Genomic DNA, 19,192 nt, shown 5'->3' on the forward strand with positions numbered 1-19,192 from the left:
GGGTAGGCTGGGCGCCCCCGTCCACTGGAGACCCGCCGATGCAACGTGTCCTCGCCACCGCGCTCGCCAGCGCGCTGCTGCTGCCGATCCTCGCCGCCTGCAATGCGCAGCCCGATGCCGACACCGCCGCTCCCGCGGCCACCGATACCGAGACCGCAGCGGCCACGGAGGCCACCGACACCGGGACGACCGCAGCGGCCGATGCCCTCGCCGCGGCGATCGCCGGCGACTGGCGCGACCCGGCCAACGTCGCCCGCGACAGTGCGCGGCATCCGGCCGAAACGCTGGCGTTCTTCGGCATCGAGCCGGGCCAGACCGTGGTCGAGATCACCCCGGGCGGTGGCTGGTACACCGAGATCCTGGCGCCCTACCTGCGCGACGGCGGCCACTACGTCGGCGCGATCTGGGCCGACGGCGCCTCCGACTACTACGACAAGACCAATGCGAAGTTGCGCGAGAAGGTCGCCGCCGCGCCGGCCGCCTACGACCAGGCCGAATGGCGCGCGTTCGACCCGAAGTCGCCGCAGTTCGGTCCCGCCGGTTCCGCCGACGCCGTGCTGACCTTCCGCAACGTCCACAACTGGGTCAACAGCGATACCGGCGAGGCCTATTTCCAGGCCTTTTTCGACGTGCTCAAGCCCGGTGGCACGCTGGGCGTGGTCGAGCACCGGGCGAAGCCGGACACCGACCTGGAGACGATGAAGAAGTCGGGCTACATGACCGAAGCCCTGGTGATCGAGCTGGCGGAGAAGGCCGGCTTCGAGCTGGTCGAGAAGAGCGAAGCCAACGCCAATCCCAACGACACCGCCGACCATCCCAATGGTGTCTGGATGCTTCCGCCCGGGAACCGCCACGACGAGGCCGACGCCGCCAAATACGAGGCGATCGGCGAAAGCGACCGCATGACGCTGCGCTTCCGCAAGCCGGAGGCCTGATCCGGATATCCCACCTGAACGGGGAGCTGCGCATAATGGGGCGCGACCGGCTTGCCGATCGCGCCTTTTTCAACCACGTCCACGTCCACAAAGGAGTCCGCGTGCGCGCAGCCCTCGTTTCCACCAGCCTGATCCTTTCCGTGCTTGCCTTCGGCAGCGCCCACGCCGCCGATACCGAGCTGGCCATGGGCCGCTCGATCGAGGGCCGTTTCGACCGCAGCGCGCGCCCCAGCGATGGCGGTGGCCGCAGCCAGGACTACCGCCTGGCCCTGAAGGCCGACCAGTTGGTCGCCATCAGCGCCAAGTCCGACGACGTCGACCCGGTCCTGATCCTGTTCGGCCCCGACGGCGAGGTGGTCTCGCAGAACGACGACCGCGGCGACGACGACACCAATGCGCTCATCGTCACCAGCGTGAGCGCAAGCGGCACCTACACGGTGCGCGTGAACTCGCTGGGCAGCGGCGAGGATGCCCTGGGCGCGTTCACCCTCAAGGCGATGCCGATCAGCGACGACTGAACGCACGCCACGGCCAAACAAAAACGCCGACCCGGGAGGGTCGGCGTTTTCGTGCGCGGGGGACCCCTGCGGGTCTGGCCCGCCCAGGCACCCGTGGGCGGCTCAGTGGGCCGACTTCATGGCCCACTTGCGGTCGCGCATGAGGTCATGCTGCGCCTTCACCTTGGGCAGGTAGCCCGACACGGCCGTCTTGACCTGCGCCGGGGTGCCGTTGTCCTCGATGACCTCGCGCATGGCATCGAGCATGCGATCCTCGGACTCCTCCAGCTCGCTCACGTAGGCGTAGTCCTTGTCGCCGAGCTTGGCGCGGATGTCGCCATAGAACTCGTGCAGGCTGCCACGGAAGGTCCCGCTCTTGGCCGGGGACGCGCCCTCGGCGCGGACGTCGCGGGCCAGGGCGCCGACCAGGCCGTTCTTGGACTCGGCCATGCCGGTGAACAGCTGCTTGAGCTGCGGGTTGTCGACCTTGCTGGCGGCGTCGCTGTAGAACTGCGCGCTGTCGCGGCTGACCTCGATCAGCTCGTTCAGGGTCTCGATCTTCTCGTTGCGGATGTTCTGGGTCGTGGTATTCATGGAACTCCCTGTCTCTAATTGGTATGGATGGTGCTGCGCCGATGCCGGGCATCGGCGGCAAGATCGGTTCGAAGGTCCCGGCACGTTGCCGGGGGCATGTCCGCGAATGCGCGGAGGGTGCCGGTGAACCGGAACCGCAGCCTTTCGGCTACGGTTTCCACTATTCCATAGACGGCATGATGGCGACGTGTAAATTGTTGATTTATAAATAAATTTCAGATAAACGCCAACGCCACGCGCCGTGCGCGCCCGCCGGCGCATGTTCCACGCCCTTCCCCTGTTCCACGGTCCCGCCTTGCTGATCGCCTTCAACAAGCCTTTCCAGGTCCTGTGCCAGTTCACCGACCGCAGCCAGCCGCCGCGGGCGACCCTCGCCGGGTTCGGCCTGCCGGCCGGTGTGTACCCGGCCGGGCGCCTGGACCACGACAGCGAGGGCCTGCTCCTGCTGACCGACGACGGCGGCCTCGCCCATCGCCTGACCGACCCGCGGCACAAGCGGCCCAAGACCTATCTGGTCCAGGTCGAGGGACTGGCCCGCGACGAGCAGTTGGAGGCGCTGCGCCGGGGGGTGACACTCAAGGACGGCCCGACCCGGCCGGCCGGCGTGCGCGCGCTTCCCGCGCCCCCCGCGTTGTGGCCACGCGACCCGCCGGTGCGCCATCGCAAGACGGTCCCGGACGGCTGGCTGGAAATCACCCTGACCGAGGGCCGCAACCGCCAGGTCCGGCGCATGACGGCGGCCGTCGGCCTGCCCACCCTGCGCCTGGTCAGGGTCGCGATGGGCGGGGTCGGGCTGGAGGGGCTGGCGCCAGGCCAATGGCGGGTCGTGGCGGGCGCGGCTGGCTGAACCGCCCAACGGTCACCACCACCCGCCTGCCGGGCCCCGGGGGCATCGATTCCGGGGTCCGATCTGCTACCGTGGTGATCCATATTCCGGATGAGTCGTCGCGGCGCCAAGGGGGCGGAAGGCAGCGGCTCGTGGGGCACGGCATGATCAATCCCGCGAACAACCAAGGCCGCATCCTGGTCGTCGACGATCAGGCCGCGAACCTGCGCGTCGTCAGCGCCCTGCTCAACCGCCAGGGGTACTCGGTCACCACCTCCTCGACCGGCGACGAAGCCCTGTCCCTGTACGAGGAGGTCCAGCCCGACCTGATCCTGCTCGACGTGATGATGCCGAGCATGGACGGTTTCGAGGTCCTGGCGGCGCTGCGCGCGCGCGCGCCCGACGCCCGCGTCCCGGTGATATTCGTCACCGCCGCGCACGACCGCGACCTGTTGTTGCGTGCCTTCGACGCCGGCGTGGTCGATTACGTCACCAAGCCGTTCCTGCCCGAGGAGCTGATCGCGCGCGTCAATGCGCACATCGGCCTGAAGCTCGCCGCCGACCGCCTGGAGCGCGTGGCGCGCGAGCGCGAGGAGCTGGTCAACCTGGTCGCCCACGACCTGAAGAACCCGCTGACCAGCGTCATGTTCGCCAGCGAACTGATGCAGGAAGAGCACTGCAAGCCCGAACGGGTGCCGCGCTACCTGCAGATCATCCACGAGAGCGCGGCCGACGCGCTGGGCTACATCCACCACTACCTGGAAAGCCGGCACCAGACCACCAAGCGCGACGTCGATGCGCGCGCGGGCCTGGCCGACACCCTGCGCTGGCTGCACCAGCGCTATGAAGTGCAGCTCGAAGCCACCGGGATACAGGCCGAACTGGTGCTGCCGGCCGAAGACGCCGCCGTGGCGATCGACGAGCGCGTGCTGCGGCAGGTCGCCGAGAACCTGGTCACCAATGCGATCAAGTACGCGCCCAATGCCCCGCTGACCATGAGCGGGCATGCCGCGGCGCCGGGCTACTGGCAGCTGGTGGTGGCCGACCGCGGGCCGGGCATCTCACCGTCCCGGCAGCGCGACCTGTTCAAGCCCTTCACCCGCCTGACCGACGAGGACGACGGCCTGTCGAGCGGTCTGGGCCTGTCGCTCGCGCGGCAGATCATTTCCCAGGCCGGCGGCCAGCTGTGGTACGAACCGCGCCGCGACGGCGGCTCGGTCTTCATCATCGAGCTGCCGGCGGCCACGCGCTCGCAGGACGCGTTGGCCGAGGACACCAACGCCGCCTGAGCGGGCGCCACGCACCGTCTTCCACGAATAGGCGCCTCGCCACACTCCGGAGCCGTTCACTCCGGCCGTTCGCTCTTACGGTTCACTCCGACGACGGCGTGACCGAAGCGCTGCGACGACGGCGCGTGCCGCCGCGCGCACCCTTGGCCTTGCGCGCTTCGACGCGGCGGGCCTGGCCCTCGATGGCCTCGCCGTCGCCGTGCGCCAGCGCCTGGCGTTCGCGCATCTTGCGGCGGGCCGCGTACCAGAGCAGGCCGGCACCGGCGACCGTGGCCACCGCCACCGCCGGGTTTCGACGGGCAAAGCCACCGACGACGCGGGCGCCGGTCCGCAGTGCGCCGATCTTCAGGCCGGCTTCCAGCCACTTGGCGGCGTCGGTGCGGCTCAGGCTCTTGCCCACCGATCCGGCCCATGCCTGGGCGCTGTCGGCGGCGCGTCCTGCCGCGTGGCGGGCCTGTTCGACGGCATCGCTGATCGGGGGCGTCTTCATGGTGCGTTCCTGGAGGGGGAGAGGCCGCCAGTCTGCCCGCCGGCCCGTGCAATGCCCGTGAGCGGTTGCCCACCCGCGGCTGAATGCCGATCATGGAGCGGCCCTTCCCGTCGAGCCCGTCCATGATCCGTGTGCTGTCCAACGTCCTCAACGCCGCCGAGTTGCAGGCCGTGCGGGAGCTGCTGCCGCAGGTCGGGTTCAACGACGGCCGGGTCACCAACCCCGGCTCGGAGGTCAAGCACAACCTGCAGGCGCCGCAGGAAGACCCCGCGAACGCCCGCATCGCCCAGCTCGTGCGCGAAGCCCTGTTCCGCAACCCGGACCTGCGCAGCTACGCCCAGCCGCGGACGATGGCGCGCACTACGGTGGTCCGTTACGAGCCCGGCATGGACTACGGATGGCACGTGGACGAGGCGCTGTTCCCGTCGCAGCCGCCGATCCGCAGCGACCTCTCGTGCACGATCTTCCTCAACGATCCCTCCGAGTACGAGGGGGGCGCGCTGACGATGCAGCTCGGTGCCCAGGAGCTGGCCTACAAGCTCGATCCGGGCTGCGCGATCCTCTACCCCTCCACCACCATCCACCGGGTGACGCCGGTGACCCGCGGCGTGCGCATCGCCGCCATCACCTGGCTGCACAGCTGGATCGCCGACGCCGGCCGGCGCGAGCTCATGATCCAGATCGACGAGGCCCGCGCGCTGGCGGCACGCGGGATCGCCAGCGCGGAGCAGAAGCAGCGCCTGCAGGTGCTGCTGGAGTCGCTGCGCAGCAACCTGTTCCGGATGTGGTCCGACACCTGAGTCCGCGCGGGCCTGGCGTCCGCCTCACGGGCACCATTGTTGTTCGCAGGGGACACCGTCCCTGTCGCCGTCCATCCTGACGCCGGGACAGTGGCGCAGGAAATACCGCGCCTCGTCGCATGAACGCATCTGCGGACATTCGGTGCGGCCGTCGCAGCTGAAGCGCGGCGCGACAGGTGCCGCCCGCGTCGCCGGCAAGGGCGTGGCCGCGTTCCCGGCCGTCGATCCGGCGCGAGTCGTTTCGCGCAGTCCGAACATGGCCACGACCGCCACCGCGGCCAGGACCAGCCCCCCGGTCCAGGGGACCGCCCGCCGCGGAGGGGACGACGACGGTCGCGACCCGTGCGCGCGCTTTGCGCCACCGGGGCGCTGCACCCGCTGCGCGGCCGCCCTGCCATCGCGGCCTTCCCCGACTTCGTAGGAGAGGATCTCGCCGATGCTCGGCGGACCGCCCTGCCTGGGGAAGGCCGACACATGCACGAAGAGCCTGGCGCGCCCATTGGCCGGCGCGATGAAGCCGAAACCGCGGTCCTCGTTCCACTCGCTCAGGTGGCCATGTTCACGCATCGGCTGACGTCCTCCCTTCGGCGCATCGGCGCCACGCCGGTCCCGGGATTCTGCCCCGCTGCGCGGGCCCCGGCAAAAAAGCCGCGCGGCGGCGCGCGGTTTCAATCGACCGCGGTACCGTGGCGATCGCGCATGCCCTCGACCCAGCGCTCGCCCTTGGCGATGTCGGCGCCATGCCGCTGCAGCGCGAGGGCGAGGTCGTGGGCACGGTCCTCGCGCGTGTAACCATGGTCCTGCGCCTTGGAATAGCGCCCCCAGTGGCGGGAAGCGAGCGCGGCGGGCAGGCCCTGGGCGTCCAGCCCCAGGTGCGCGGCGACCTCGGCGAGCACCTCCCCGGGCCGCGCCAGCAGCGCTTCGAAATCGACGCGCAGCACGCGCTCGGAATACGCCTCGGCGAGCGCGCGGAAGCGCAGCCGTTCGGCCAGCCACCCCATCGCGCACTGCTCGGGCAGGCTCATCGCATGCAGGGCCAGGCCCTCGCCGACGCCGCGGGCCTGCAACAGGCGCAGCCGCTCGGGTGCGGCCTGGGCCGCGTCGAGCATCGACTCGGGCGACTTGGCCAGGGTGGCCAGCCAGGGCCGCAGGGGCATGTCGAGCAACACCATGCGCATGGCCGGAAAGGCGCGCAGCACGGGTTCGACCAGCCCGTTGCAGCTGCTGGTGAGCTTCACCACGCTGCGCTGGGCCGGCGGCAGCGGCCGCGACCACGCCGTCCAGCTCGCGCGCAGCAGGCGTTCGGCCGCCGGGACCGAGACGCGGGCATCAGCCTGGCCGCGCGTGGGCCAGGCATCGGCCAGGGTGCGCAGCGGCAGCGGTTCGCGCAGCGCTTGCACATCCGGCCAGGTATCGAGCACGCGCGAGAGCAGGGTCGAGCCGCAATGGCCGATGTGCGCGATCGCGTCGGCAGGCCTGGCCGGCACCACCGACGCCTCCGGCAGCCACGCCGAAAGTGGCAGCCAGCCCCCTTCGGGGCGCGGCGGCAACGCGCGCTCGTCCAGGAAGGCCGCGTCCTGCCGCTGTGCTGCGTCCAGGCGCAGCCACAGCATGCGTTGACCCACGAGGTCGAGCCTGAAGGGCAGGTATTCCGGCGCGTCGATCGGTGAGGCATTCATCCGGTCAGTGTAGGCGAGCGCGCCGGCCGGCTCACCCGCCTCAGCGCGCCCGCGGCTTCGCGCGGTGGGTGGCCGCTGCGGTCCAGGGGTCGTCGGGCCACGGATGCTTCGGATACCGCCCCTTCATCTCCTTGCGGACCTCGGGATAAGTGCGGTCCCAGAAGCCGCGCAGGTCGCGGGTGATCTGCAGCGGCTTGCCGCCGGGCGAGAGCAGGTGCAGGGTCAGTGCCACCCGGCCATCGCCGATGCGCGGGGTATCGGCCAGACCGAACAGCTCCTGCAGCTTCACCGCGAGGACGGGCTCGATGGGGGCGTCGATCGCGTCGTCCCAGCCGTAGGCGATGGGACGCTCCAGGCCCGAAGGCACCACGATGCGCGTAGGCGCCAGCGCGTCGATGCGTTGCCGGGCGGGCCAGTCCGCCCGCGCGCGGACGGCCTCGGCGAAGGCCGCCTCGTCGATCGCATCCAGCCGGGCCCGCCCGGCCAGCACCGGGCGCAGCCAGTCGTCCAGGGTGCCCAGCAGGGCCTCGTCGGACAGGTCGGGCAGGCCCTCGGCGAGTTCGGGCAACCAGGCGCGCAGGCAACGCACGCGGTCGCGCCACTGCCGCAGCGGCTCGCGCCACGGCAGCGCCGACAGACCCAGCTGGCGCACCGCGTCGACCAGGGCATCGGCGTAGCGCGCGGGGTCGGGCCGGGCCAGCGGCCGGCTGTCGATGACGATGCGGTCGAACCGGGTTTCGCGGACCGCGACGATGCCCCGCTTCTCGAGGTCCCAGGCGACGCGGTCGCGGGTGGCGAAGCGCCCGGGGAAGTCGCGTCGCAGGCGCGCCTCGTCCAGCGGCGCCGCGCGCATGATGCGTGCTTCGCGGGCGTCGTCACGCAGTTCGCTGGCGACCAGCCAGGGTTCACCGTACGACGCACTGTCGTCGAACAGGCGCGCGATGCGGCCGTTGGCCAGGGCGTAGCGCAGGGGGTCGGTCGGATGCTGGCGCGCTATCCGGTCCGGGAACGCATGCAGGAGCAGGTCGCCCAGTGCGTGCGCCGGCGCCTGTGTCGGCGGCACGGCGTCGACGCGGATGCGGCGACGCCACTGTCGCGAGGCCTGGTCGATCGCCGCGAGCGCGGCCCGCGAAGCCTCCGCGGGCACACGGCCTTGCCGGAACGCGGCGAGGGCCTGCCAGCGATCGGCCAGGGCGTCGCTGGGCGGGGCGCCGCGGGCGCCGCGGGCGCCGCGCAGCGGATCGCGGGCCTCGATCAGGGCGGCCAGGTCGCAGGCCAGCGCGCGCTCGACGGGAGCGTCCGGGGCCAGCAGCATGGCCGCCAGGCGCGGGTGCGTGCCCAGTTGCAGCATGCGCCGTCCCAGCGGCGTGATCGCCTCGTCGTCCAGCGCGCCCAGCCGTTGCAGCAACTCGCGTGCCGCCGCCAGTGCGCCCGGCGGCGGCGGATCGACGAAACGCAGGTCGGTCGTCCCCCATGCCGCCAGTTCGAGCGCCAGGCCGGCCAGTTCGATCTGGCCGATCTCGGCGCGGCGCTGGGCCTCCAGCCGCTGCGACTGCGGCCACAGGCGATAGGCCCAGCCTTCGGCGACACGGCCCGCGCGGCCGGCACGCTGGTCGGCCGAGGCCTGGGTGATGGGCACCGAGGCCAGGCGCGCGAACCCGCTGTTGGGATCGTACCGGGGCTCGCGCGCGAGTCCGCTGTCGACCACTACGCGCACCCCGGGCAGGGTCACGCTGGATTCGGCGACGTTGGTCGAGAGCACGACGCGGCGACGGCCGTCGCTGGATGGCTGCAGCACGCGCGCCTGCTGCTCCACCGGCAGGTCGCCATGCAGGGTGAGTACATCGACGTCGCGCAGGGCGGCGAGCGCCGATTCGGCGCGCGCGATCTCGCGGCGGCCAGGCAGGAACACCAGCACGTCGCCCGGATGCGTGGCGAGCGCATGCTCGACGGTACGCCTCACGTGGTGCTCGAGCGCCTCCTCGCGACGCGGCGGCGGGTGCTCGATCGTCACCGCATGGCCGCGCCCCTCGCTCGCCAGCCGCGGCGCATCCAGGTGCCGGGCGAGCCGCTCGCCGTCCAGGGTCGCCGACATCACCACGATGCGCAGGTCCTCGCGCAGGCCGGCCTGCACGTCGAGCGCGAGCGCCAGGCCGAGGTCGGCGGCGAGGTGGCGCTCGTGGAACTCGTCGAACACGAGCGCGCCGACGCCCGCGAGTTCGGGGTCGTCCTGCAGCATGCGCGTCAGGATGCCCTCGGTCACCACCTCGATGCGCGTCGCCGCCGACACCTTGTTCTCGAAACGGATGCGGTAGCCGATCGTCCCGCCCACCGCGTCGCCGCGCTCGGCGGCCATGAACATCGCCGCCGCCCGCGCGGCGACGCGGCGTGGTTCCAGCATCACGATCCGCCGCCCTTTCAGCCAGGGCGCATCGAGCAGCGCGGGCGGCACGCGGGTGGTCTTGCCGGCGCCGGGCGGCGCTTCCAGCACGAGGCGGGGATGGGCGGCGAGGCTCTCGCGGATGCGCGGCAGCAGGGGATCGATCGGGAAGCCGGGGGGACTCATGCCGACATTGTATGAGCAGCCCCGGGCGCGGCCGGCGCCGCCGCGGGCCCCGAACTCCTACAATGCCCTGCCCTCCTTCTTGCCTCCCGTCCATGCAACTGATCGACATCGGCGCCAACCTGACCCACGACTCCTTCGACCACGATCGCGACGCGGTGCTGCAGCGCGGGCGCGAGGCCGGCGTCGTGCAGATGGTCGTCACCGGTGCCAGCCGTGCGCATTCGCCGCAGGCCCTGGCGCTCGCCCGGGCCCATCCGGGCGAACTGTTCGCCACCGCCGGCGTTCACCCGCACCACGCCAGCGAGTACACCGCCGAGTGCGATGCGGAGATGCGCGCGCTGCTGGCCCACGAGGAAGTCGTCGCGGTCGGCGAGTGCGGCCTGGATTATTTCCGCGACTTCTCGCCGCGGCCGGCGCAGCGGCGCGCGTTCGGGATGCAACTGCACAATGCGGTCGACACCGGCAAGCCGCTGTTCCTGCACCAGCGCGATGCGCACGGCGACTTCGTCGCGATGATGCGCGAGTTCGAAGGCAAGCTCGGTCCCGCCGTGGTGCACTGTTTCACCGGTACCCGCGAGGAGCTGTTCGCCTACCTCGACCGCGACTGGCACATCGGCATCACCGGCTGGCTGTGCGACGAGCGCCGCGGCCAGCACCTGCGCGAGCTGGTGAAGTCGATTCCCGCCAATCGCCTGATGATCGAGACCGACGCGCCCTATCTGTTGCCGCGGACGGTCAAGCCCAGTCCCTCGCACCGCCGCAACGAGCCGATGTACCTGGCGCACATCGTCGAGGAACTGGCACGCGATCGCGGCGAGGACGTCGCCGTCACCGCCGCCAACGCCACCGCGACCACGCGCGCGTTCTTCGGGCTGCCCGCGGCCGGCTGAGCGGCAAGGCGCGACGCCCTCCCGCGCCGGAACCCCGTGCCCCCCTCGTGGCAGCGCGCGTGGCCGACTGGCCTTCCGCGGTTGCGCGGGATGGCGTCAGCGCTTGACCAGCTCGACGCGCCGGTTCTGCGCGCGCCCGTCTTCGCTGCCATTGTCGGCGACGGGGCGGGTCTGGCCGAAACCCTCGGCCTGCAGGCGGTCGCGGCTGATGCCCGCGTCGACCAGGGCCTGGACGACCGCATTCGCGCGGGCGTCGGACAGGGCCATGTTGTGATCGGCGCCGCCGGTGTCGTCGGTATGGCCTTCGATCGACAGGGCAAGCGCAGGATCGTCCTGCAACAGGGCGATGACCTGATCCAGCTGCGGCCGCGACTCGGGCAGGATGTCGGCCTTGTCGGTGGCGAAGTTGACCTGCAGCGCGACCCGGCCGTCGGCGTCGAGCGCCTGCTTCATCGCGTCGACCTCGATCAGGCTGGCGGTGGCCTGGAAAGGCTGGGACTCGACGATGATCCAACCGGCGCTCGCGGTGTCGCTGCACACGTGCACCCAGATGTTGCGATCGGCGCGGCGCACCAGGTAGGTCTGCACCGGATTGTTGTAGATGTCGCCATGGCCGGCCGAGTAGGCGACTTCGTAACTGTCGTCGAGCGTGTCCAGCGCCGACTGCGGGATCCGCGAGTCGGTGACCTTGACCCCACCGACGCTGGTGATCAGGTGCTCGATGTTCTTCTTCAGCTCGAACTGCGAGAAGTTCTTCCCACGCTCGGCACGGATCAGCGACTGGAACGCGCGCCCCTCCACCCACTCGAGCCGGTCGCCGGTCCAGAACGGCACGCGATCGAGATCCAGGATCGGCTTGGGAGAATTGGGATTCCCATAGCCAGCCGGCAGGTTGAAGTACGGGAACTCGCCCAGCGGCGCGTCCGACACCGGCACCGATTCGACGTCGAAGCCGGCCTGGGCGGCGGCAGCGCCACCATCGGCATCGGTGTCGGCGGGTGCCGCGTCGTCGGCGCGCGCGGCCGCCATGCGGTCCGGGCCGGTGGACGCCTCGGCGTCGTCGGGGCGGTCGGCGCCGCCACAGGCGGTGAGCGCAAGGGTCGCCAGGGCCATCGCGAGAACGGTGCGCGGCAGGGTCGGGAATCGATTCATCGGTCAGGGGCTCCGCGGTATTCGATGGTCGGTCCGGGCCAGGCTCAGCCTTGGCCCGCGGTGGCGGCGTTGGACATGTCGCTCAACTCGCGGCAGGCCTGCTCCCGCTCCGGGGCGCTGGCCGTGGCCAGTTTCTCGCGGGCCTTCTCGTAGGCGCCCGTGAAGGCGGACTCGAACGCGGATTCGCTGCCGCCCCGCGACACGAAATGCTGCTTTTGTTGTGCCTTGGCGGCGGCAAGTTCGGCGCCATCGACCTGCTGGCAGGCCTCGGCGGCCGCCTGCATGGTGCCGCCCAGCTGCACCATCTGCATGACGGTGGCGTCCATGTTCGACGTGCCCGCGTCCGGCAGCGGCGCAGGCGCGCTCGCCGGGGTCGGCGACGGGGAGGATACGGTGGCGTCGGGGCTTTCGCCCGACTGGCAGGCGGCAAGGGTGGCCAGGAGCAGGATGGGCAGGATCGGGCGACGGGACTTGATGGGCATCTTCTTCATGGGCTGGTAGGGGGAAATGGATCAGGGGGTGCCGGATTCCGGCGGTGCGATGGCGGGCTCGAGGCGGACCAGTTCGATGCCCCGCGCCGCGGTGGCATCGGTCGACGGCGTCGCGGGTTCGGCGAGGTCGGCGGCATCGGCGGACGCGGGAACGACGGCGGCAGCGTGCGGGTCGGTGTCGCGCAGGCGCCCGGCTTCGACACCGGCCGCCACGAGTGCCGCCACCACGACCTGCGCGCGGCGCTGCGCCAGGTCCCTTGCGCGGTCGGGGCTGCCGACCAGGCCCGGATACGCTTGCACCTGGAGCCTGAGGCCCGGGTCCTGCGCCAGCACCGTGGCGATGTGCGCGACCTGCGCTTCGCTGCCGGCAGGCAGCGTCGCACTGCCGCTCTGGAACGCGAAGGGCACCCGGACGCGGCCCTCGGACTGCAGGCCCCGCGCGATGGCCTGTGCGCCCACCACTTCGGCGGTCATCGTCGGGGCGGCGGTCTCGGCGATGACCCATGCCGCACCGATGCCGCCGTAGGTGCAGGCGTGCACCCAGATGTCGCGGTCGGTCCGGTGCACGACGTAGGTCCGCACCGGTTCGCTGGGCCAGCACAGGCCGTTGGCGTAGTCGCTGGTGAACGCGCGCGTCAGCACCTCCAGGCTCTTGGCGCGCGGGATGACCATGTTGGCGACTTCCACCCCGCCGGCCGCGGCGATGGTGTCGGCGACCGCCTTTTCCACCTCCAGCGCAGAGAAGGTCTTGCCCTCGTCGACACGAATGTTGGCCTGGTAGATGCGGCCCTCGACGCCCACGTACAGGTCGCCGACCCAGAACGGGAACTGTCCGACCGCGGTGGTCGAGGAGAGCCGGTCGGTGGTGTGGTAGCCGGGCGGCGGCGCGAAGTACGGGAACTCGCCCAATGCCGCGTCCGAAAGCGGGATGCGGTTGATGTCGAAGCCACGGGGCTTGTCGGCGTCCTCGCCGCCCCCGGCTTCGGCGCTTTCATCGCCGCCGGCCGCGTCCTCCGGATGGGTGGCCGCATCGGCGGTGGGCGCCGCGTCGGCGGTCGGAGACTCGGGGGAAGGGCTGCATGCAGCCAGTGCGAGGGCGAACAGGGCGGTGGTAAACAGGGGGCGTTTCATGGGGGATCCTGCGGTCTTGCGTGATTCGGCCGGTGCAGCGTCGCATGCGACGATGCCGGCGTCAGTGCGGTGTGTCGCCGTCGGGCGTCTCGACGGTCTCGGGAAGCTTGAAAAGTACCTCGGGAAGCGGCTCGAAGGACACCGAGGCGGCCTCCATGGAATGGACGCGGTCCCAGCCGGTGCGGCGTCCGCTGTATCCGAGCACGACGCCATGTTCGGGCTCGACCCACAATTCGCCTTCGCTGGTACCGGCCGGGCCGCGGCCATCCGCGCCGCGATAGCGCCAACCCTGCACGACGCGTCCCGCCACGTAGCGCGTGCCGGCCTTCTGGCAGCGTGCGCCCATGCCCGCGCAGGGTTTCGACGGATCCACCGATAGCGGACCGGGCCCGGGCGCGGTGGTCGGGATGGCGATGCCCCGGTCGAGGCTGATCATCCAGCCGGGCCCCGGCGCGCCCTCGCGCAGCAGCATCGCGCGTTCGCCCTTGGGACCCTTGAAGTCGACGCGCGAGGCATCGCCGCGCGCATACAGGCGGACGGACTGCGGCGCGTCCTGGCGCAGGCCGCCGAAAGGACTGTCCCCCACGAGCGTGGCGCTGATCGAAACGCTCGGCGGCGGCGCAGCCTCCGCTTCGGGCGCCTGTGCCTGTGCCGGCGAGGTCGCGCACGCGAGCGCGATGCCCAGTGGCGCGAGGCGCGCGAACGCCCTCGCAGGTAGCGGAGACGGATGGATCATTGCCGGAACACCTCCAGTGAAGTGTCACTGTCGGTGGCAGTGGGCAGCTCGAGCGCGCAGCTATCGAGAGTCCCGGGACACTCCAGCGAATAGGCCGTGATCGGCAGGTCGAGGGAGCGGGCGAATTCGCATGCGGCCTGCATGTCCCCGGCGCCGCAATCGACGTTGAAGCCGAGCATGGACGCGCGCGCCCACGCGCGCACCTGCGGCAGGTAGCGCTCGAGCATCGCGGGTTCCTTCACGAACAGTCGGATCGCCGGTTCGCTGCCCCACCCTTTCTGCTTGTCCAGCAGGGTCTGGTAGGCCTGCGCATCGGCTATCGGGGCCTGCGTGCCGCGCCCCGCAAGTACCGGCAGGTCGTCGACGGCCCCCACCAGGGCGAGATTGCCGCCAGGCTCGCGTATGGCGATCGACTTGACGAAGGCCTGGCCCTCCTGCCATCCCCAGTAGACGAGCGTGCCGTCCCCGAGCTTCGCCTGGCGCGGAGGATCCTGCTCGAAGCCGGCGACGATCCGGTCGCCGACCGCGGGCGCGGGCGCACCGTCCAGTGCCCCGACCGGCATCACGGCGGCGCCGGTAAAGGCCCGCAACTCATCGATGAAGGCCTTGAACGCATCCGCCGACGGGGGCGGCATGTCGGTCGTCGCGCTCGGCGCCGCCATCGCGGCATCGCCGCCGCCGGCATCCGCCTTCTGGTCGCAGGAGGCCGCCAGGAGCAGGCTGGCCGCCAGCAGGCAGGTTCCCAATCGAGACACCATGGATCGTTCCTCCGTCTTTTGCTCCACCGGGCCGCGCGCCGGTACCGTCACCGTGACAGCTTGAGGCATCGTCAGCCAGGACATGGGTCACCCGTTCCGGGTATGCGGTAGTTGTTGATCGCGTCCATCAACAGGTTGCCCTCGCGCCTGCGCCGGCTCTTGTAGGGGTCCGGTCCGCTGTTCAACCATTCGGCCAGTTGCAGCCATTCGCCGTTGTACACGTGGTTCCAGAAGGTCCTGCGGATATTGCCCTTGGAGTCGGACAGGCCGTACTGGTACGCGAAATCCATGATCACCGTCTGCGCAGCCGAAGGCAGCTGCCTGAACGTCATCCCGAGCTTGTTGTTGGCGTCGAACTTGTTCGCGATCTGGTTGAGGAAGTGGTACTTGAAGGCTTCGGCGAGCAGTTCGGCCTCGGCTTGGGTAACGGTCAGCGGATTGTTCGCCAGCTCGGTCGCCGCGGCCTCCTTCTGCAGGCCGAAGTAGGGGTCGAGCTTGCTCATCAGCGCGTCGACGTCGACGTTGCCGGCGTTGCCTTCGTCGGCGATGTAGTTGTTCAGGATGTTGCGGGTGCCGCTGGCGCTCTGTTGGCCCAGGTCGATGCCCGTGCTGATGGTGACGCCACTGACCCCGAGGATCTCGCCGTTCCGGCGCGGAATGTAGCCGTTGAGCACAAGGGCCCCTTCGCTGGCCTCGAGGAACTCCTCGTCCAGGCGCCAGGCTTCGGTACAGGCCTGGGGACCGGCGTCCTCGAAGGTACAGCCCTGGGACTCGGCCCAGGCATCCTTGGCGTCCTGGTTGAGGAAGCACATGCCCGGATCCGGGCACGGGGGCAGCAGTCCCGACTGCGCCTGCGCGAGCGATGCCGCGAACAGCACCAGCAGCATGCCGGCGACCTTCGCCCAGGACGCACCGCCCCGCCCGGCTGGTTGTTGGCTGCGTCCGTGCCGCCCGCGGGCGGCAAACCCTTCCGATTCCCTTGCCATCTTCAATCTCCTGTCGGCGACGCGGGGCGCCATTCCTCGTAGGTGCGAAGGGACGGCGCCGCCTGGGCGAGCGCCGCGTCCACGAACTCCGGGGTCGAGCCCATGGCCTTGACCACGCGACCATCGGCGCGGCGAACCACGACCATCGGGGTGAATCCGCCCCACTGGGTCCACAACGTCCGGATCGCGGCGTAGTCGGCCGGAAGCCGCGCGGAGGGAGCGGCCGCCGGCAGGCCGCCATGGCGCGCCCGGGCGTCGTAGTTCTGGTAGTTGGTCTTCAGCTCCGCGGCCGGATCGCGTGCCGCGAGGATACGGTTCGCCAACGCGGCGGAGTCGGGCTTGAAATACGCCACCGGCAACCACTTCACCGGCAGCGAGGGGTACTGGGCGCGCAGGTGCTGGTCGAGCCGGGCGCAGTACGGGCAATTAGCATCGCAGATCACCGCCACGTTCGCCTTCAGGCCCGGCGCGCCCGTCATGCGCACGCCAGGCAACGCGGCCAGGGTCGCCCAGGCATCGGCGGGGACATCGCGCGTGCGCGCCACTTGGCTTGCGGCCGGGAGCGCGGCGCCCGCCAGCACGCAGGCCGCCGCGAAGCGGACGATGCGCGTCAGCGGCGAGACCCGGCGCGGGGCGCGTACGACGCGGGTGGAGGGGGCCGCGCTTGTGCGATGCATGGGCTTCACTCCGTCGCCGACGGCGCGAGCGCCGCCTGTTCCGCATCGGCGGCCTGGACGATCTCGCGTTCGCAGTGGGCGACATACGGGTCGCAGACGACCGGTCCCGCCACCAGCGAGATTTCCTGCGCCAACGACAGGGGCGCGTCCGCCGTGGGCCGTTCGACGACGAACAGCCGGTGCGCGTATAGCGCGCGCGTGGCGCTGTCGTGCAGGCTCGCGGCGACCAGCAGGTCCTCGTGTCCGTCGTGGTTGATGTCGCCCCGCGCCAGCCAGGTCCACGACCGCGTCCATTCCTCGTCGTCGGCGATCGATACCTGTCGCGGCGGGGCATCGGCGGCGGTCACGGCCGTGACGCCGGTGAGGACCTGGTCGATGAAGGCGCCCAGGTCGCCATGGGCGGCCTGGATCTCCACGATCGCGGCCACCTGCGCCGGTCCGCTGGGAAAGCCCAGCGCCGCCGGCAGCCGCCGGTAGCCGTTCGCCTCCATCGCGAAGTCGGCCAGGTGGGAATCCGCGGCGATATCGGCCTGGGCGATGGCCCGCCCGGCATAACACTTCAGCCGCCAGTCCTGGTAGCTGGAGCGTGCCTCGCGGTCCGCCTCCAGGTTGCGCAGGTCGGCGTCGAACAGGGCGCGGCAGGTGTCCACCATCGCCTCTTCGGCCACCTCGCATTCGCCTCCCGGGCAGGCCAGCCGGCTGACGCGGTACGACGGGGCATCCCCGTCGTCCGCTTTCCATGGACTGTCGAGCCAGCGTGCCCAGGCCTCAGGCCCCTGGCCGACGGGTGCGCCACCGCCAGCAAGCGCCTCGAACGAGGCCACCCCACCGGTCGCCGGGGCACGGGCGTCCCCCGACGGCGAAGAACATGCCGCCGCCGACAGCAGGAGCAGGACCGGCAAGCAGCGGGCCGCTGCGCACAGGCGCGCGCGTGCCTGGGGGCCGCCTTGCCGCTTTGGAAAATCGTAGGTCAACATCGGGACGTCCTCATGGAAAACCGGGGCTTGCGCACGAAGCCAGTCGTTGCCGACCCGCTTCTTCCTCGTCGGCGGCGGACTCGAGCAGGTCGCGGACATAGTCGTTCCGGGTGGTACCCAGTTGCGGGCGATTGGACTCGTCGGCCGCGCCTTGCCAGTCCTTGCGGCCCATCGCGCGGTTGAAGCTCGGCCATTTCGGCGGCGACAGGCCGCCTTCGCCGAGGTTGTAGACCATGTCGTACAGGGCCGCCTGGACCTTGGAGGGATAGCTGTCGAAATCGGGATAGATGCGGTGCAGGCCCGGCGTGAATTCGTTCGCCAGCCGGGTCTGGCAAAGCTGGTTGATCGTATCCTCCTCCAGTCGCAGGGCATTCTCGCCGGCATAGGAGTTGGCGGTATTGCAGCGTCGTGGATTGCCGGCGATGCATTCCGCGGACTGCGAGGACAGACCGTTGTAGGCATCGCGGATTTCCTGCTCGGTCGCCCGTCGCGACACGCCGTTTTCCTCGATCATGAAAGGCAGGGCGACGGCGTCGTCGACCGACGCCAGCAGGTTGCCGATGCCGGTGGTCACCAGGTTGACGCTGTCGCGGTACATGTAGGAAAAGCTGCCCTCGTGCGTCGCCTCGGCCATGACGTTGCAGACGGCCTCCGGCTCGACATCCACCGGATTGCTTTCGAAGTAGCAGCCGCTATCGCATTCGTAGCGCAGTTTGTCCGCCTCGCTGGCCCAGCAGACCGACAGCTTGCACACCGGCGTCGTGTTGGCTCCCAGCGTCTGCGCGGTCCAGGCGATCCCCGCGACGAGCAGCATGGCGCCCATCGCGACCCGGCGCGGTCGCCGCCCGGCGCGCGCCAGGCCGTCCGCGCGACGGCCCCATCCCTGTCGCTGGCCCCACCCGGCCGTCCTTGCTTCCATCCTGTCCTGTTGCACCCGTTTACTCCTTGTACGTTCCCAGTGCCTGTCCCGCCGATCCTTCGAGCGGGGTCTCCAGGACCTGTTCCATGCCGCGCCTGCCCCTGATCTCGGTCGCCTTGAACCACTGCCGGCCGTCGGCGCCGCGCAGCAGCAGCATCGGCGTATAGCCGCCCCATCGCCGCCATGCGTCCCGCAACTGCTGGTGCGCCGGGGAGAGCACCGCTGGCGCGGTCCCCGGTCGCACGTAACCACCTCGCTTGGCCGCCGGGTCATAGGCCCGGAAGTTGTCGTCCAGCGCCTTCGCCGGGTCGGCCGCGGCGAGGATCGCCGCCGCCTGCGCCCCACTGTCGGCCGCGAAGTACGCGACCGGCACCCAACGCACCGGAACGTCGGGGTGCGCCTCGCGCAACTGCATGTAGGTCCGTGCGCACGCGGGGCAGTGTGCGTCGAAGACCAGGTAGGCTCGGGGCGCCGCATCCGGCGCGCCACCCACCTGGATGCCCGGCGTCCGCTCGAGTACGGCACGCGCATCCGATGGCAGGGCCTTGACCCGGAACAGGGGCGCCGGATCGAGCCCACCTGCGCTGGCGATCGGTCCGGCCAGCAGCGCTGCCAGCATGCCGATGACGAGGCTTGCGACCAGGCCTAGCCTCAGGTGCATACCGGATCTCCCGGGTCGCCGGGGTCGGGACCCGGGTCAGGGCCGGGGCCCGGATCGGGCGTGCCACCGCCACCGCCGCCGCCACCGCCACCGCCGCCGCCGCCGCCACCGCCGCCACCGCCGCCGCCGCCGCCGCCG

The 19,192-nt window shown here is 70.9% G+C and carries 21 protein-coding genes; 6 read left to right on the forward strand and 15 right to left on the reverse strand.

Annotation, left to right across the window (positions count from 1 at the left end; all coding sequences use genetic code 11):
- The first annotated feature begins 38 nt into the window (after positions 1 to 38).
- Entirely contained in the window at positions 39 to 935 is an 897-nt protein-coding gene (locus tag H4F98_RS05480) for a class I SAM-dependent methyltransferase (RefSeq protein WP_182685644.1), read from the forward strand.
- A 101-nt stretch (positions 936 to 1,036) separates the two neighbouring features.
- The gene (locus tag H4F98_RS05485) at positions 1,037 to 1,453 is read left to right on the forward strand and encodes a PPC domain-containing protein (protein WP_182685646.1); all 417 of its coding nucleotides are present in this window, start codon (positions 1,037 to 1,039) and stop codon (positions 1,451 to 1,453) included.
- Between the two features lie 102 nt (positions 1,454 to 1,555).
- Here H4F98_RS05485 and H4F98_RS05490 read toward each other — a convergent pair whose 3' ends face one another.
- On the reverse strand, positions 1,556 to 2,026 hold the full coding sequence (locus H4F98_RS05490; protein WP_182685648.1) for a PA2169 family four-helix-bundle protein: 471 nt from the start codon (positions 2,024 to 2,026) through the stop codon (positions 1,556 to 1,558).
- A gap of 295 nt (positions 2,027 to 2,321) precedes the next feature.
- Here H4F98_RS05490 and H4F98_RS05495 point away from each other — a divergent pair, with 295 nt between their 5' ends.
- Together H4F98_RS05495 and H4F98_RS05500 are read left to right on the forward strand one after the other, a co-directional pair.
- The gene (locus tag H4F98_RS05495; protein ID WP_182685708.1) at positions 2,322 to 2,873 is read left to right on the forward strand and encodes a pseudouridine synthase; all 552 of its coding nucleotides are present in this window, start codon (positions 2,322 to 2,324) and stop codon (positions 2,871 to 2,873) included.
- Between the two features lie 143 nt (positions 2,874 to 3,016).
- On the forward strand, positions 3,017 to 4,141 hold the full coding sequence (locus tag H4F98_RS05500) for a hybrid sensor histidine kinase/response regulator (RefSeq protein ID WP_182685651.1): 1,125 nt from the start codon (positions 3,017 to 3,019) through the stop codon (positions 4,139 to 4,141).
- Positions 4,142 to 4,223: 82 nt separating this feature from the next.
- On the opposite strand, the gene H4F98_RS05505 is transcribed toward H4F98_RS05500, so the two are convergent.
- The gene (locus H4F98_RS05505) at positions 4,224 to 4,631 is read right to left on the reverse strand and encodes a hypothetical protein (protein WP_182685654.1); all 408 of its coding nucleotides are present in this window, start codon (positions 4,629 to 4,631) and stop codon (positions 4,224 to 4,226) included.
- A gap of 122 nt (positions 4,632 to 4,753) precedes the next feature.
- Here H4F98_RS05505 and H4F98_RS05510 point away from each other — a divergent pair, with 122 nt between their 5' ends.
- Positions 4,754 to 5,431: a Fe2+-dependent dioxygenase gene (locus H4F98_RS05510; RefSeq protein WP_182685655.1), complete on the forward strand. Its 678-nt coding sequence runs from the start codon at positions 4,754 to 4,756 to the stop codon at positions 5,429 to 5,431.
- Between the two features lie 24 nt (positions 5,432 to 5,455).
- Here H4F98_RS05510 and H4F98_RS05515 read toward each other — a convergent pair whose 3' ends face one another.
- Genes H4F98_RS05515 through hrpB form a run of 3 tightly spaced genes read right to left on the reverse strand, consistent with a single transcriptional unit; the run spans position 5,456 to position 9,676 of the window.
- Positions 5,456 to 6,103: a cold shock domain-containing protein gene (locus H4F98_RS05515; RefSeq protein WP_246372897.1), complete on the reverse strand. Its 648-nt coding sequence runs from the start codon at positions 6,101 to 6,103 to the stop codon at positions 5,456 to 5,458.
- Positions 6,100 to 7,110 carry a hypothetical protein gene (locus H4F98_RS05520; protein WP_182685657.1) on the reverse strand — a complete coding sequence of 337 codons (1,011 nt, stop codon included), beginning with the start codon at positions 7,108 to 7,110 and terminating at the stop codon, positions 6,100 to 6,102. Before H4F98_RS05520 ends, H4F98_RS05515 begins: the two co-directional genes overlap by 4 nt.
- A gap of 40 nt (positions 7,111 to 7,150) precedes the next feature.
- Positions 7,151 to 9,676: an ATP-dependent helicase HrpB gene (gene hrpB, locus H4F98_RS05525; protein ID WP_182685659.1), complete on the reverse strand. Its 2,526-nt coding sequence runs from the start codon at positions 9,674 to 9,676 to the stop codon at positions 7,151 to 7,153.
- A gap of 92 nt (positions 9,677 to 9,768) precedes the next feature.
- On the opposite strand from hrpB, the gene H4F98_RS05530 reads away from it, so the two are divergent.
- On the forward strand, positions 9,769 to 10,566 hold the full coding sequence (locus H4F98_RS05530) for a TatD family hydrolase (RefSeq protein ID WP_182685661.1): 798 nt from the start codon (positions 9,769 to 9,771) through the stop codon (positions 10,564 to 10,566).
- Positions 10,567 to 10,662: 96 nt separating this feature from the next.
- Here H4F98_RS05530 and H4F98_RS05535 read toward each other — a convergent pair whose 3' ends face one another.
- The 10 genes from H4F98_RS05535 to H4F98_RS05580 form a co-directional block, all read right to left on the reverse strand.
- Entirely contained in the window at positions 10,663 to 11,718 is a 1,056-nt protein-coding gene (locus tag H4F98_RS05535; protein WP_246372899.1) for an OmpA family protein, read from the reverse strand.
- Between the two features lie 44 nt (positions 11,719 to 11,762).
- Positions 11,763 to 12,209, reverse strand: a complete 447-nt coding sequence (locus tag H4F98_RS05540; RefSeq protein WP_182685663.1) for a hypothetical protein — start codon at positions 12,207 to 12,209, stop codon at positions 11,763 to 11,765.
- A gap of 21 nt (positions 12,210 to 12,230) precedes the next feature.
- Positions 12,231 to 13,340 carry an OmpA family protein gene (locus tag H4F98_RS05545; protein WP_182685665.1) on the reverse strand — a complete coding sequence of 370 codons (1,110 nt, stop codon included), beginning with the start codon at positions 13,338 to 13,340 and terminating at the stop codon, positions 12,231 to 12,233.
- 61 nt (positions 13,341 to 13,401) lie between these two features.
- Positions 13,402 to 14,076, reverse strand: a complete 675-nt coding sequence (locus H4F98_RS05550) for a hypothetical protein (protein ID WP_182685666.1) — start codon at positions 14,074 to 14,076, stop codon at positions 13,402 to 13,404.
- Entirely contained in the window at positions 14,073 to 14,918 is an 846-nt protein-coding gene (locus H4F98_RS05555; protein WP_182685667.1) for a hypothetical protein, read from the reverse strand. Before H4F98_RS05555 ends, H4F98_RS05550 begins: the two co-directional genes overlap by 4 nt.
- Positions 14,906 to 15,820, reverse strand: coding sequence for a pesticin C-terminus-like muramidase (locus H4F98_RS05560; protein ID WP_182685668.1), 915 nt, complete (start codon positions 15,818 to 15,820; stop codon positions 14,906 to 14,908). Before H4F98_RS05560 ends, H4F98_RS05555 begins: the two co-directional genes overlap by 13 nt.
- A 2-nt stretch (positions 15,821 to 15,822) precedes the next feature.
- Positions 15,823 to 16,497, reverse strand: coding sequence for a hypothetical protein (locus tag H4F98_RS05565; RefSeq protein ID WP_182685669.1), 675 nt, complete (start codon positions 16,495 to 16,497; stop codon positions 15,823 to 15,825).
- Positions 16,498 to 16,502: 5 nt separating this feature from the next.
- Positions 16,503 to 17,474 (reverse strand): hypothetical protein, encoded by a 972-nt coding sequence (locus H4F98_RS05570; RefSeq protein WP_182685670.1) that lies wholly within the window; start codon positions 17,472 to 17,474, stop codon positions 16,503 to 16,505.
- Between the two features lie 10 nt (positions 17,475 to 17,484).
- Positions 17,485 to 18,408 (reverse strand): lysozyme family protein, encoded by a 924-nt coding sequence (locus H4F98_RS05575; protein ID WP_220479099.1) that lies wholly within the window; start codon positions 18,406 to 18,408, stop codon positions 17,485 to 17,487.
- Positions 18,409 to 18,412: 4 nt separating this feature from the next.
- Positions 18,413 to 19,054: a thioredoxin domain-containing protein gene (locus tag H4F98_RS05580; protein ID WP_182685672.1), complete on the reverse strand. Its 642-nt coding sequence runs from the start codon at positions 19,052 to 19,054 to the stop codon at positions 18,413 to 18,415.
- Between the last annotated feature and the right edge of the window lie 138 nt (positions 19,055 to 19,192).

This window comes from Marilutibacter spongiae (assembly GCF_014145325.1).
Lineage (GTDB): Bacteria > Pseudomonadota > Gammaproteobacteria > Xanthomonadales > Xanthomonadaceae > Marilutibacter > Marilutibacter spongiae.